Annotated in this window: 12 protein-coding genes and 1 riboswitch; of the genes, 6 read left to right on the top strand and 6 right to left on the bottom strand. The window is 68.0% G+C overall.

The window, feature by feature from the left end:
• Position 1: 1 nt before the first annotated feature.
• Genes thiS through thiC form a run of 3 tightly spaced genes read right to left on the bottom strand, consistent with a single transcriptional unit; the run spans position 2 to position 2995 of the window.
• Positions 2 to 199: a sulfur carrier protein ThiS gene (thiS, locus tag NPA30_RS03220; protein WP_256800902.1), complete on the bottom strand. Its 198-nt coding sequence runs from the start codon at positions 197 to 199 to the stop codon at positions 2 to 4.
• Positions 196 to 1170: an FAD-dependent oxidoreductase gene (locus NPA30_RS03215; protein WP_256800901.1), complete on the bottom strand. Its 975-nt coding sequence runs from the start codon at positions 1168 to 1170 to the stop codon at positions 196 to 198. Before NPA30_RS03215 ends, thiS begins: the two co-directional genes overlap by 4 nt.
• 4 nt (positions 1171 to 1174) lie before the next feature.
• Positions 1175 to 2995, bottom strand: coding sequence for a phosphomethylpyrimidine synthase ThiC (thiC, locus tag NPA30_RS03210; RefSeq protein ID WP_256800900.1), 1821 nt, complete (start codon positions 2993 to 2995; stop codon positions 1175 to 1177).
• Positions 2996 to 3082: 87 nt separating this feature from the next.
• Positions 3083 to 3192: riboswitch (TPP riboswitch) on the bottom strand.
• Between the two features lie 234 nt (positions 3193 to 3426).
• Here thiC and NPA30_RS03205 point away from each other — a divergent pair.
• The 6 genes from NPA30_RS03205 (at position 3427) to NPA30_RS03180 (ending at position 9194) form a co-directional block, all read left to right on the top strand.
• Complete coding sequence (locus NPA30_RS03205) at positions 3427 to 4341, top strand: ABC transporter permease subunit (protein WP_256800899.1); 915 nt, start codon at positions 3427 to 3429, stop codon at positions 4339 to 4341.
• A 4-nt stretch (positions 4342 to 4345) separates the two neighbouring features.
• Positions 4346 to 5821: a high-affinity branched-chain amino acid ABC transporter permease LivM gene (livM, locus tag NPA30_RS03200; RefSeq protein WP_256800898.1), complete on the top strand. Its 1476-nt coding sequence runs from the start codon at positions 4346 to 4348 to the stop codon at positions 5819 to 5821.
• A complete protein-coding gene (locus NPA30_RS03195; protein WP_306228667.1) occupies positions 5821 to 6831 on the top strand; it encodes an ABC transporter ATP-binding protein in 1011 nt (336 codons plus the stop codon). Before livM ends, NPA30_RS03195 begins: the two co-directional genes overlap by 1 nt.
• Positions 6828 to 7595 carry an ABC transporter ATP-binding protein gene (locus tag NPA30_RS03190; RefSeq protein WP_256800897.1) on the top strand — a complete coding sequence of 256 codons (768 nt, stop codon included), beginning with the start codon at positions 6828 to 6830 and terminating at the stop codon, positions 7593 to 7595. Before NPA30_RS03195 ends, NPA30_RS03190 begins: the two co-directional genes overlap by 4 nt.
• Complete coding sequence (locus NPA30_RS03185) at positions 7595 to 7945, top strand: DUF6867 family protein (RefSeq protein ID WP_256800896.1); 351 nt, start codon at positions 7595 to 7597, stop codon at positions 7943 to 7945. The genes NPA30_RS03190 and NPA30_RS03185 overlap by 1 nt, the downstream gene beginning before the upstream one ends.
• 151 nt (positions 7946 to 8096) lie before the next feature.
• Entirely contained in the window at positions 8097 to 9194 is a 1098-nt protein-coding gene (locus NPA30_RS03180) for a branched-chain amino acid ABC transporter substrate-binding protein (RefSeq protein WP_256800895.1), read from the top strand.
• Between the two features lie 79 nt (positions 9195 to 9273).
• Here the strand turns inward: NPA30_RS03180 and NPA30_RS03175 are convergent, their stop codons facing one another.
• The 3 genes from NPA30_RS03175 to xylA all read right to left on the bottom strand — a co-directional run bounded on the left by NPA30_RS03175 (position 9274) and on the right by xylA (position 13256).
• Entirely contained in the window at positions 9274 to 9795 is a 522-nt protein-coding gene (locus NPA30_RS03175; RefSeq protein ID WP_256800894.1) for a GNAT family N-acetyltransferase, read from the bottom strand.
• 242 nt (positions 9796 to 10037) lie between these two features.
• On the bottom strand, positions 10038 to 11498 hold the full coding sequence (xylB, locus tag NPA30_RS03170) for a xylulokinase (RefSeq protein ID WP_256800892.1): 1461 nt from the start codon (positions 11496 to 11498) through the stop codon (positions 10038 to 10040).
• 450 nt (positions 11499 to 11948) lie between these two features.
• Entirely contained in the window at positions 11949 to 13256 is a 1308-nt protein-coding gene (xylA, locus tag NPA30_RS03165) for a xylose isomerase (protein ID WP_256800890.1), read from the bottom strand.
• Positions 13257 to 13273 lie beyond the last annotated feature (17 nt).

Genomic DNA, 13273 nt, shown 5'->3' with positions numbered 1-13273 from the left:
CTCAGCCTCCCTGCATCGGCGACAGGACCTCGATCCGGTCGCCCTCGTTGAGGATGGTGGCCGCGCGCTCGTCGGCCGGCACGAAGTCGCGGTTGAGCGCGGTGGCGACGAGCCGGTCGTCATAGCCGAGTTCGGCGAGTGCCATGGCGAGCGTCGCCGCCTCGATCTCGGCGGCCTTGCCGTTCAATAAGATCCTCATGCGGCCGATCGCCTGTGATGCTGGCTGCCCTCGACCAGCGCCGCCGCCTCGCCCGCGAGCGCCGGCGACAGCAGGAAGCCGTGGCGGTGGAGCCCGTTGATCGAGATGACCCGCCCCGCCCCGGTGACGCGGGGCAAGTTGTCCGGAAAGGATGGGCGCAGCCCCGCCCGCATCTCGACGATCTCCGCCTCGGCGAAACCCGGATGCAGCGCATGGGCGGCGTTCATCAGCTCGACGGCAGAGCGCAGGCGCATCCCCCCGGTCTCGCCGCTCTCGATCATCGTCGCGCCGACCATGAAGCGGCCCTCCCCGCGCGGCACGACGTAGAGCGGACTGCGCGGATGCAGGAGCCGCACCGGACGGGAGAGCGTCACCTCCGGCGCGTGCAGGATCAGCATCTCGCCGCGCACCGGGCGCAGGCCGGAAGCATCGGAAGCGATGCCCCGTGCGTCGATCGCGACGTCCCCGGGCGCCGAGACCGGATCGGCCTCGCGGCCGAGTTGGATTGTTCCGCCGAGCCCGCGCAGCCGATCCGCCAGCGCGGCAAGCGCCCGCCGGGGATCGAGATGCGCCTCGTCGCGGAAGAACAGTCCGCGCCGGAATCGGCCGGCAAGGTCGGGTTCCAGCGCCCCGACCCCGCTCTCGTCCACGGTTTCGCCGCCCTCGGTCAGGCGGGCGAACCGCTTCACGTCGGCAGCATCGCGCGGCGGCGCGACCACGAGGGTGCCGCGCCGCTCGACCGGCACGCGCGCCGCCCACCAGTCGATCCCGGCGAGACCCGGAGCGACGATCGAGGCGTCGGCGCTCTCGGCCTCGCAGCGCGGCGCGAGCATGCCGCCGGCAAGCCAGGAGGCCGCGCCGCCGCCGAGCTCGGCCGCCCGCTCGTACACCGTGACGACATGGCCGCGTTCGGCGAGCGTCACCGCCGCCACGAGGCCGGCGACGCCGGCGCCAAGGACGCAGACCTGCATCGCCCTACTCCGCCGGCTCCGCCGCGCCGGCCTCGGCGGCCGGGACGTAGAGATCGCCGCCGGCGCGGTACTTCGCCGCCATCGCCGCCATGCCCTCCTTCTGCGCCTCGGCACGGATGTCGTGAGAGATCCGCATCGAGCAGAATTTCGGGCCGCACATGGAGCAGAAATGCGCGACCTTGTGCGCCTCCTTCGGCAGCGTCTCGTCGTGCAGGGCGCAGGCCGTCTCCGGGTCGAGCGAGAGGTTGAACTGGTCCTCCCAGCGGAACTCGAAGCGGGCGCGGCTGAGGGCATCGTCGCGCAGCTGCGCCGCCGGGTGGCCCTTGGCGAGATCGGCGGCATGGGCGGCGATCTTGTAGGTGATGACGCCGACCTTCACGTCGTCGCGGTCGGGCAGCCCGAGATGCTCCTTCGGCGTGACGTAGCAGAGCATCGCTGTGCCGAACCAGCCGATCATCGCCGCGCCGATGCCGGACGTGATGTGATCGTAGCCCGGCGCGATGTCCGTGACGAGCGGCCCCAGCGTGTAGAACGGCGCGTCGCCGCACAGCTTCTGCTGCTTCGTCACGTTCACCTTGATCTTGTGCATCGGCACGTGGCCGGGGCCCTCGATCATCACCTGGCAGTCCTTCGCCCAGGCGATCCTGGTCAGCTCGCCCAGCGTCTCCAGTTCGGCGAACTGCGCGGCGTCGTTGGCGTCGGCGATCGAGCCCGGCCGCAGGCCGTCGCCGAGCGAGAAGGAGACGTCATAGGCGCGGCAGATGTCGCAGATCTCCTCGAAATGCTCGTAGAGGAAGCTCTCCCTGTGGTGATGCAGGCACCACTTGGCCATGATCGAGCCGCCGCGCGAGACGATGCCGGTCACCCGGTCGACGGTGAGCGGGATGTGCGCGAGCCGCAGGCCGGCATGGATCGTGAAGTAGTCGACGCCCTGCTCGGCCTGCTCGATCAGCGTGTCGCGATAGACCTCCCAAGTGAGGTTCTCGGCGATGCCGTCGACCTTCTCCAGCGCCTGGTAGAGCGGCACCGTGCCGATCGGCACCGGCGCGTTGCGGATGATCCAGTCGCGGATGTTGTGGATGTTGCGCCCGGTGGAGAGGTCCATGACGGTGTCGGCGCCCCAGCGGATCGCCCAGACCATCTTGTCGACCTCCTCGGCCATCGAGGAGGTGACGGCCGAGTTGCCGATATTGGCGTTGATCTTGACGAGGAAGTTGCGCCCGATCGCCATCGGCTCGAGCTCGGGGTGGTTGATGTTGGCGGGGATGATGGCGCGGCCGGAGGCGACCTCCTCCCTCACCCACTCGGCGGTGATGACGTCGGGGATCTCCGCCTCGAAGGGTTCGCCGTCGCGGGCAAGCGCGGCCTTCGCCGCCTGCCGCCCGAGATTCTCGCGGATCGCCACGAACTCCATCTCCGGGGTGACGATGCCGGCCCGGGCATAGGCGAGCTGCGTCACCGGCTGTCCGGCTCTTGCCCGCAGCGGCGGGTGCTGGACCGGGAAGGCCGGCGTCAGCTTCTCCGCCGGCAGGTTGCCGTTGTCCTCCGGCTTCACCGCCCGGCCCTCATAGGCCTCGACGTCGCCGCGGGCGAGCGTCAGTGCCGCGCGAGACCGTGGCAGGCCGCGAGCGATGTCGGTCTCGACGGTCGGATCGGTGTAGGGACCGGACGCGTCGTAAACCGTGACCGGCGGCTCGCCGGCGGTCGGGTGCACGGCGATCTCGCGCAAGGGGACACGGATGTCCGGATGGGCGGTGCCGCTGAGATAGATCTTGCGGGAGGCCGGCAGCGGGCCCGCGGTGACGATGGGTGTGTGCGCGTTCATTCGGAACTCCCCGCTTCGACAGCGTTGGAGATCCAGTCCGTGCATCGGTGATCAGAAGTGGGCCGCGGGACTCCGACTCGGGGATCGGCCGGCGGCTCTTTCCATCCCTACGCCAGTCTGAACTGGATCAGGTTCGAAGGGTCGCCGCGCGCTAGCGGCCTCTCAGTTCCTTCACCGGAACTCCCCTTGGACGAGCGCGAGGGTACGCCAGCGACGGGTGCTGTCAAGCGCCTCGTACACAAAGCCGGCCGCCGCGCGTCATCTTGTCCGGAAATCCAGCGCCGAGAACGCCTTAGCGAAAACTCTCCACATCCGTCTCAAGCGGGCTGTTGGCATTCGCGGCCGCCGTGCTATGAAAATCACCATGCCTTAAGCTCAGGCGGATGCGAACCGCGTGCGCTTCGGCCGGGTGTGCAGTGCGAAGGGGCGTAATGGAATATTTTCTCCAGCAGCTGATCAACGGGATCACGCTCGGATCGATCTACGGGCTCATCGCCATCGGCTACACGATGGTCTACGGCATCATCGGCATGATCAACTTCGCCCACGGCGAAATCTTCATGATCGGCTCGTTCATCGCGCTCACCACCTTCGTCGCCCTCGCCCTTCTCGGCATCACCTTCCTGCCCGTCGTCCTCCTGATCATGCTGATCGTCGCGATGGGCTTCACCGCGCTGTGGGGCTGGGCGGTCGAGCGGGTCGCCTACCGGCCGCTGCGCGGCTCCTTCCGCCTGGCGCCGCTGATCACCGCGATCGGCATGTCGATCTTCCTGCAGAACTTCGTCCAGGTGACGCAGGGCGCGCGCGTCAAGCCGCTGCCGCCGCAGATCCAGGGTGGCATCACGCTGATGCAGGGCGAGTTCGTCAACGTGCAGCTCTCCTACGTGCAGATCCTGATCGTCGTGACGACCGTCGTGCTGATGGCGGGCTTCACGCTCCTGATCTCGCGCACCTCGCTCGGCCGGGCGCAGCGCGCCTGCGAGCAGGACGCCAAGATGGCCTCGCTGCTCGGTGTCAACGTCGACCGGACGATCTCGCTGACCTTCGTCATGGGCGCCGGCCTCGCTTCCGTCGCAGGCCTCATGTTCCTGCTCTATTACGGCGTGATCGACTTCTACATCGGCTTCCTCGCCGGCGTGAAAGCCTTCACCGCGGCGGTGCTCGGCGGCATCGGCTCGCTGCCCGGCGCCATGCTCGGGGGCCTTGCCATCGGCCTGATCGAGACCTTCTGGTCCGGCTACTTCTCGGTCGAGTACAAGGACGTCGCGGCCTTCTCGATCCTCGCGATCGTCCTGATCTTCATGCCCTCGGGCCTGCTCGGCCGTCCCGAAGTCGAGAAGGTCTGAGCCGATGTCCGCGATCGATCCGACCGCCGTCGAGGCGCGCCCGGAGGGTGCCCAGCTGAAGAACGAGGAGCTGCGGGAGACCGCCCGCGGCGAGCCGCCCTTCGCGCCCGAGCCGATCCTCGAAAGCCGCCTGCAGCGCTCGCTGCGCGAGGCTGCGCTGACGGCGGCCGTCGTCGCCGGCCTGACGCTGTTCTTCTTCGCCTTCCGCACCGACATCGGCATCGGCGGCCTCGATCTCATCCTGCAGTGGCCGCTGTGGTTCGTCTGGATCGCGATCGCCTTCGCCGCGCGCTTCGTGCTGAGCTATTTCGTCTACGTGCCGGGCCGCAAGCTCAGCGACATCGTCAAGCGGGACAAGACCGCCACCAGCCCCGGCGCTGCGACCGGCGCCCGCTGGCTCGGCAGGGCCGTCGGCGTCGTCATGCTCCTGATCGCGGCCACCTTCCCGTTCCTGATCGAGACGCTGCTGCCCTCGCAGGACCGTTACCTGATCGACCTCGCGATCCTGATCCTGACCTATGTGATGCTCGGCTGGGGCCTCAACATCGTGGTCGGCCTCGCCGGTCTGCTCGACCTCGGCTATGTCGCCTTCTATGCGGTCGGGGCCTATTCCTTCGCGCTGCTCGCCACCAATTTCGACCTCGGCTTCTGGGTCTGCCTGCCGATGGCCGGGCTCTTCGCCGCCGGCTGGGGCATCGTGCTCGGCTTTCCGGTGCTGCGGCTGCGCGGCGACTACCTCGCCATCGTCACGCTCGCCTTCGGCGAGATCATCCGGGTCATCCTGATCAACTGGGGCAACATCACCGGCGGTCCGAACGGCGTCCTCGGAATCCCCAAGCCGACCCTGTTCGGTCTCGACTTCGGCCGAGGCGAAGGCTCGTTTTCCGATTTCTTCGGGATTCCATACAGTTCGATCCACCGCTTCATCTTTCTCTATTACATCATCCTGCTGCTGGCACTCCTGACCAACTTCGTGACGCTGCGGCTGCGCAAGCTGCCGATCGGCCGCGCCTGGGAGGCGCTGCGCGAGGACGAGATCGCCTGCCGGGCGCTCGGGCTGAACACCACCAACGTCAAGCTGACGGCGTTCGCCACCGGCGCGATGTTCGGCGGCTTCGCCGGCTCCTTCTTCGCCACGCGTCAGGGCTTCATCTCGCCGGAGAGCTTCACCTTCATCGAATCGGCGATCATCCTCGCGATCGTCGTCCTCGGCGGCCTCGGCTCGCAGCTCGGCGTCGTCTTCGCCTCGGTGGTGATGATCGGCGGCATCGAGCTCCTGCGTCACCTGACGATCCTGCAGGCAGTGTTCGGATCCGACTTCGATCCGACCCAGTATCGCATGCTGATCTTCGGCCTCGCGATGGTCGGGATCATGGTCTGGAAGCCGCGCGGCCTGATCTCGTCGCGCTCGCCCTCCGCCATCTACAAGGAGAAAAAGGTCATCGGCGCCGATCTCGTCGCGCAGGGAGAGGGCCACTGATGAGCCAGACCCCGAGCAACCTGGCGGCCGGCCCCGCGGCCAGCGCCGCCGCCCTCGACCGCTGGCACGACGACCCGGTGCTGTCGGTCGAGCACCTGACGATGCGCTTCGGCGGCCTCACCGCCATCGACGATCTGTCGTTCTCGGTCGGGCGCGGCGACATCACCGCGCTGATCGGCCCGAACGGCGCGGGCAAGACGACGGTCTTCAACTGCGTGACCGGCTTCTACAAGCCGACCGAGGGGCGGATCGCGCTGCGGCGCGGGCGCGGCATCGCCGACGAGACCATCCGCGACCTGACGGCGAGCGGCGCCCAGCACGGGCGCGACGCCAATGGCGAGGTCTTCCTCCTGGAGCGGATGAGCGACTTCCGCATCACCGCGACCGCAGGCGTCGCCCGCACCTTCCAGAACATCCGCCTGTTCGGCGGCATGACGGCGTTCGAGAACCTTCTCGTCGCCCAGCACAACGTCCTGATGCGCGCGTCCGGCTACACCATCGGCGGCCTGCTCGGCCTGCCCGGCTACCGCCGCGCGCGGGAGGCGGCGCGTGAGCGGGCGATCTACTGGCTGGAGCGCACCCGGCTGATCGAGCGCGCCGACGACCCGGCCGCCGACCTGCCCTATGGCGCGCAGCGGCGGCTGGAGATCGCCCGGGCGATGTGCACGGGGCCGGCGCTGCTCTGCCTCGACGAGCCGGCCGCCGGCCTCAATCCGCGCGAGTCGGCCGAGCTCAACGACCTCCTGAAATACATCCGCGCCGAGCACGACGTCTCGGTGCTCCTGATCGAGCACGACATGGGCGTCGTCATGGAGATCTCGGACCACATCATCGTGCTGGACTACGGCAAGAAGATCTCCGACGGCACCGCCGAGCAGGTGCGCACCGATCCGCGCGTCATCGCAGCCTATCTCGGCGTCGACGACGAAGAGGTCGACCAGGTCGAGGAGGATCTCGACCACGAAGAGGACGAGGCGGCGGCTCGCAGCGCCACGGGAGGCGCCCGATGAGCGCCCTGCCCGCCTCCACCCCCTCGGCGCCGGCCCCGGCGCGCGTCCCGCTGCTCACCGTGCGCGGCCTCGACACCTTCTACGGCAAGATCCAGGCGCTGCGCGGCGTCGACATCGACGTCAACGAAGGCGAGATCGTCACCATCATCGGCGCCAACGGCGCCGGCAAGTCGACGCTGATGATGACGATCTGCGGCAATCCGCGGGCGGCGAAGGGCCAGATCACCTACCGCGGCGAAGACATCACCCGCCTGCCGACCCACGACATCATGTCGAAGGACATCGCCCAGTCGCCGGAGGGCCGTCGCGTCTTTCCGCGCATGACGGTGATGGAAAACCTGCAGATGGGCGCGGTGCTGACCGACCCGGTTCATTTCGACGACGACCTGAAGCGCGTCTTCTCGCTGTTCCCGCGCCTCAAGGAGCGCGCCGGCCAGCGCGGCGGGACGCTCTCGGGCGGCGAGCAGCAGATGCTGGCGATCGGCCGCGCGCTGATGAGCCGGCCGCGCCTCCTGCTGCTCGACGAGCCGTCGCTCGGCCTCGCACCGCTGATCGTCAAGCAGATCTTCGACGTCATCCGCGAGCTCAACCGAAACGAGGGACTGACGGTGTTCCTCGTCGAACAGAACGCGTTCCATGCCCTCCGCCTCGCTCATCGCGGCTACGTCATGGTCAACGGCGTCATCACCATGACCGGCACCGGGCGCGAACTCCTCGCCCGCAAGGAGGTGCGCAGCGCCTATCTCGAGGGAGGAGCGCACTGATGCAGCCGGAGATGGGGCTTCTTTGGGAAGTATCGGTGGTCGAGTTCCTGATCGTCACCGTCGTCCTGGGCGGTGCGGCGGCCTGGATGATCGGCCGCTCGACGGCGATCACCTGGGGCGGATGGGGAACCTGCGTGTTCTATGTCCTGCTGCTGACGGTGGCCGTCCGCTTCATCCACTTCAGTCTGTTCGGCGGCAGCTTCTTCCTGCCACCGGCGACCTTCGGCACCGCGCTTCACTACGCGGTCGTCGACTTCGTCGTCCTGATGGCCCTCGCGGCCGGCGGACGGCACGTGACGCGCTCCGGGCAGATGGCCCGGCAGTACGGTTTCCTGCACCGCTCCGCCTGACGATCGTGCATCGTCAGGGTTTCATGCGGTCAGGGCCGCTGCCGGACTTCCGTTCGGGCTCCACCTGGTCTTTACTTCGGCAGGCGTGAGGGTCTCCTCGCCGGCCGCGGTCAACGACGGTTCAACCAGTGTATCAAGAGGGAAGGTTGTCATGAAGAAAGCACTTCTTGCCGGCGTGGCGCTGAATTTCGCCTTTGCCGGAATGGCGTTCGCGGACATCACGATCGGCGTCGCCGGTCCGATGACGGGCCAGTATGCGACCTTCGGCCAGCAGCTGAAGATCGGCGCCGAACAGGCGGTCGAGGACATCAACGCCAAGGGCGGCGTCAACGGCGAGATGCTGAAGCTGTCGGTCGGCGACGACGCCTGCGACCCGAAGCAGGCGGTCGCGGTCGCCAACCAGTTCGCCGGCGAGGGCGTGCCCTTCGTCGCCGGTCACTTCTGCTCGGGCTCCTCGATCCCGGCCAGCCAGGTCTATGCCGAAGAGGGCATCGTCGAGATCTCGCCGGCCTCGACCAACCCGAAGTTCACCGACGAGCGCCCGGGCGACGGCATCTACCGCGTCTGCGGCCGCGACGACCAGCAGGGCCAGGTGGCCGGCAAGTACATCTTCGACAACTTCAAGGACGCGAAGGTCGCGATCCTGAACGACAAGTCCGCCTACGGCAAGGGCCTCGCCGACGAGACGCAGAAGGCGCTCGAGGCGGCCGGCAAGAAGGCCGATGTCGTCGAGTCCTACACGGCTGGCGAGAAGGACTACACCGCCCTCGTCACCAAGCTGAAGCAGGCCGGCATCTCGCTCGTCTACATCGGCGGCTACCACACCGAGGCCGGCCTGATCGCCCGCCAGATGAAGGAGCAGGGCATGAGCGCGACGCTGATGTCCGGCGACGCGCTCGTGACCGACGAGTACTGGTCGATCACCGGCGATGCCGGTCAGGGCACGCTGATGACCTTCTCGCCCGACCCGCGCAAGAACCCGGCCGCCAAGCCGGTCGTCGACGAGCTCGACAAGAAGGGCGAGACCGCCGAGGGCTACGTGCTCTACACCTACGCCGCGATCCAGGCCTGGGCCGACGCCGTCAAGACCGCCGGCTCGACCGAGCCGGACGCAGTGACCAAGGCGCTGAACGACGGCACCTTCTCGACCGTCATCGGCGACCTGTCCTTCGACGACAAGGGCGACGTCACGCTGCCGGGCTACGTCATGTACGAGTGGAAGGACGGCAAGTACGCCGAGAAGGAGTAAGCTCCTCTCTTCACGATAGGCTTTGCCTGATCTGAGGGGGCCCCGGCGCGTGCGCCGGGGCCCTTTTCGCATCCGGACTTCAGATCCCCCGCAGCCGCGCCATGATGAGCGCGTCGCAGTAGGTGCCGTTGCGCATGCCATAGCCGCGCAGGCGCCCCTCCTCCTCGAAGCCGAAGCGCCGGTAGAGGCCGATGGCGACGGCATTGTCGGCAAAGACGGTCAGCTCCAGACGCCGGACGTCCAGCCAGTTGTCGGCGGCATCGATGACGGCGGTCAGGAGCGTCGTGCCGATGCCCCGGCCGACATGCGCATCGGCGACCGCGATGTGGAGCGACGCGCAGTGGCGCCGCCGACCGGTCAGCCTGTGCAGGCCCGCCTGGCCGAGCATCGTGTCGCCGCTGACCGCGACGATGGTGAGATCATCGTCACTCAACGCTTCAATGTATCGCCGTGTCTGTGACGTCCTCTGAAATGGAGGACGCAGCGTGCCTTGCCGCGTACCAGGCTGGTTGAGCAACGCGCACAATGCGTCCGCATCCTCGACGCGCAACGGACGGAGTAGGACATGGGGTTCGTCGGGGTCTGCCGGGTCTTCGCTCATGCGCTCTCTTCCTGGTCTGTTGCCGGTCGGAAGAGGCTGTCGCAGACCCACCGCCGGCGGGTCTGCGTGGTGATCGCGGCACGCTAGCCCGTGACGCCACCCGCACACCCGGCATTGCCGAGCATGGTGCACGTATTCGCGAGGAGGCCGAACGCGATCATGGGCGGATTTTGAAGAAGCGCTGCCCTGCCGTCAACGCCGGACGACAGGCGGCCAGCGCGACAGTCGGCAGCGGCTGACGGTCAGGCGGCCGAGAGGGCGCCCTTCACCGCCGGATACAGCGCCCGGTACCGCCGGTATGCCGCCTCGAACTCGGCCTTGAACTCCGGCTGCGGGGCGAAGCTCTCGGCGAGCGGTGGGACGGTGATGACCTCCTTCGGATCCGCGCCCGCCGCGGCGCAGATGCCGAGCCGGGCGGCACCAAAGGCCGCGCCGAAATCGCCGGCCGCCGGCAGGGCGATCTCGGTGTCGAGCACGGTCGCCATCAGCCTCAGCCAGTAATGCGAGCGCGAGCCGGCGCCGACCGCGATCAGCCGGTCGACCGTGTGCGTGCCGCCGCCGGCCTCCAGGCAGTCGCGCATCGAGAAGGCGACGCCCTCCAGCACCGCCTTGACCATGTCCGCGCGATCGGTGTCGGCTTCGAGGCCGGCGAAGACGCCGCGCATCGCGGCGTCGTTGTGCGGGGTCCGCTCGCCCGAGAGATAGGGCAGGAACAGGAGCCGCCCCGGTCCCTGCAGGTCGTCGCCGAGTCTCGCGGTGAGCTCGCCCGGCTTCTCCTGGAGGAGCTTGGACAGCCATTCGAGCGACCCCGCGGCCGAGAGCGTCACGCCCATCTGGTGCCAGAGGCCCGGCAGGGCGTGGCAGAAGGTGTGGAGCGCCGTCTCCGGCGCGGGCGTGTAGCCGGCCGTCGCAGTGAAGACGACGCCCGAGGTGCCGAGCGACAGGAAGCCGGTGCCCGGCGCGACGACGCCGACGCCACAGGCCGAGGCGGCGTTGTCGCCGCCGCCGCCCGCCACGACGATGCCCGCCGGCAGGCCCCAGCGGGCCGCGAGTTCGGCCCGCAGCGTGCCGCTCGCCTCGGATCCCTCGACGAGGCGCGGCATGGTGTCGATCGATAGATGCGTGCGCTCAAGCATGGTCGCCGACCAGTCGCGCTTGCCGGTGTCGAGCCAGGCGGTGCCGGCCGCGTCCGACATCTCGGACACGGCCTCGCCGGTCAGCCAGAGCCGCAGGTAGTCCTTCGGCAAGAGGACGCGCCGGACCTTGGCGAAGATCTCCGGCTCGTGCCGCTCGACCCAGACGAGCTTCGGCGCGGTGAAGCCGGGGAAGACGATGTTGCCGGTGATCGCGCGCGACTCCGCGTCGTCGAGCTCGGCGGCCTCGGCATGCGAACGGGTGTCGTTCCACAGGATGCAGGGACGCAGCACCGCATCGCCTTCGCCGAGGAGCGTCGCGCCGTGCATGTGGCCGGACAGCCCGATGCCGGCAAGCGCAGCCATGGCCTGCGGCTGCTCGGCCTTCAGCTGGTCGAGCGCCTTTTCGCAGGCGGCGATCCAGCTGGCGGGGTCCTGCTCCGACCAGCCGAAGTCCGGCCGTTCGACCGTCAGCGGCAAGCTGACGCTGGCGATCGGCGACTGGGTTTCGTCGATGAGGAGCGCCTTCAGCGAGGAGGTGCCGAGGTCGAGGCCAAGAAAAGTGGGCATTGGTGAGCCTTTCGGATCAGGCGGTGTGGCTTGGACCGATGCCTCACGGAACAAGGCTCGGTCGCAGTTGCAGGTCTACCAGCCGCGACGATCGAGGCGCGGCTCTTCGTCAGTGTCGTCATCCCGGCCTTGAGCCGGGATCCATGCCAAGCCTTTGCCGCCGTCGCCGCCGCTTGATCATACCGGCAAGCCGCCTTCCAGCATCGAGAAGAGCCGGGACGCCGACAAATGAACCCGGCTCAGGGCGGGATGACGACCGCATCAGCGCGATAGCACCTACCGCTGAAGCATCTCGCGCCGATAGTTGCGCAACGGGCCCCTAGTCCCAGCAGCATTGAGCCAGCGGAAGGCGAACAGCTCTCGAAGAGGAAGCGGGGACGGCAGCCGGGGGGAACGTCTAGTGCTCGACTTGCCCCGCTTCGGAGTGCGCCCTCCCCCGCTTCAAGCGGCTCAGACGTATCGGTTGAGGACACCCTCCAGGTATTCCTGCCGGCCCGAGCGCGGCTGCGGGTCGAGCCCTGCCATCGCCTTGGCCGCGATGGTCTCGAGATCGCTCTCGCCACGCAGGATCGCCTGGTTGTCAGGGCTCGCCCAGCCGGAATAGCGCGCGGCGAGCGGACCCTCGAGCGCCTTGTCGGCGATCATCGCCTCGGCGGCGAGGAGCGCGCGGGCGCACGCATCCATCGAGGCCACGTGGGCGATCAGGAGGTCCTGCGGGTCAATCGACTGGCGCCGGATCTTGGCGTCGAAGTTGAGACCCCCGGTGGTGAAGCCCCCCTGCTTGAGCATCTCGTGGAAGAGCAGCGTCAGTTCGGAGACGTTCATTGCGAACTGGTCGGTGTCCCAGCCGAGGAGATCGTCGCCGCGATTGATGTCGAGCGAGCCGAAGACGCCCAGGGCGTAGGCGAGCCGCACCTCGTGGTCGAAGGAGTGGCCGGCGAGGATCGCGTGGTTCTGCTCGATGTTGACCTTCACGTCGGCAAGGAGGTCATACTTCTGCAGGAAGCCGAAGACGGTCGCGACGTCGAAGTCGTACTGGTGCTTGGAGGGCTCGCGCGGCTTCGGCTCGATCAGGATCGGGCCGGAGAAGCCGATCTTGTGCTTGTAGTCGACGAGCATCGACATGAAGCGTCCGAGCTGGTCGAGCTCCTTCTTCATGTCGGTGTTCAGCAGCGTCTCGTAGCCCTCGCGCCCGCCCCAGCAGACATAGTTCTCGCCGTTCAGCTTCTTCGTGGCATCGATCGCCGCCTTCACCTGGCCGACGGCGTAGGCAAAAACGTCCGGATCGGGATTGGTGGCGGCGCCGGCCATATAGCGGCGATGCGAGAACAGGTTGGCGGTGCCCCAGAGGAGCCTGGTGCCGGTCTGCCCCATCTTCTCGGCGAAGATGTCGGTGATCGTCTCGAGGTTCTTCACCGACTCGGCGAGCGAAGCCCCTTCCGGTGCGACGTCGACGTCATGGAAGGTGAAGAAGGGCACGTCGAGCAGCTTGAACATGTCGAAGGCGACGTCGGCCTTGTCGCGCGCCATCTGCAGCGGATCGCTGCCGTGCATCCACGGGCGCAGGAAGGTCTCGCCGCCGAACGGGTCGCCGCCCGGCCAGGTGAAGGAATGCCAGTAGCAGGCGGAGAAGCGGAGGTGATCCTCCATCCGCTTGCCCATCACCTGCTTGTTCTTGTCGTAGAATCGGTAGGCGAGCGGATCCTTCGAATCCGGCCCGGCGTAACGGATCGGCGCGTCGAGGCCAAAGAACGACATGATGTTTTCCTCCCGGA

It is taken from the genome of Mangrovibrevibacter kandeliae (assembly GCF_024519155.1).
In the GTDB taxonomy this organism is placed as follows: Bacteria; Pseudomonadota; Alphaproteobacteria; order Rhizobiales; family Rhizobiaceae; genus Mangrovibrevibacter; species Mangrovibrevibacter kandeliae.
The sequence above is the reverse complement of the archived record's forward strand: the minus strand, read 5'-3'. Positions and strand labels throughout refer to the sequence as shown.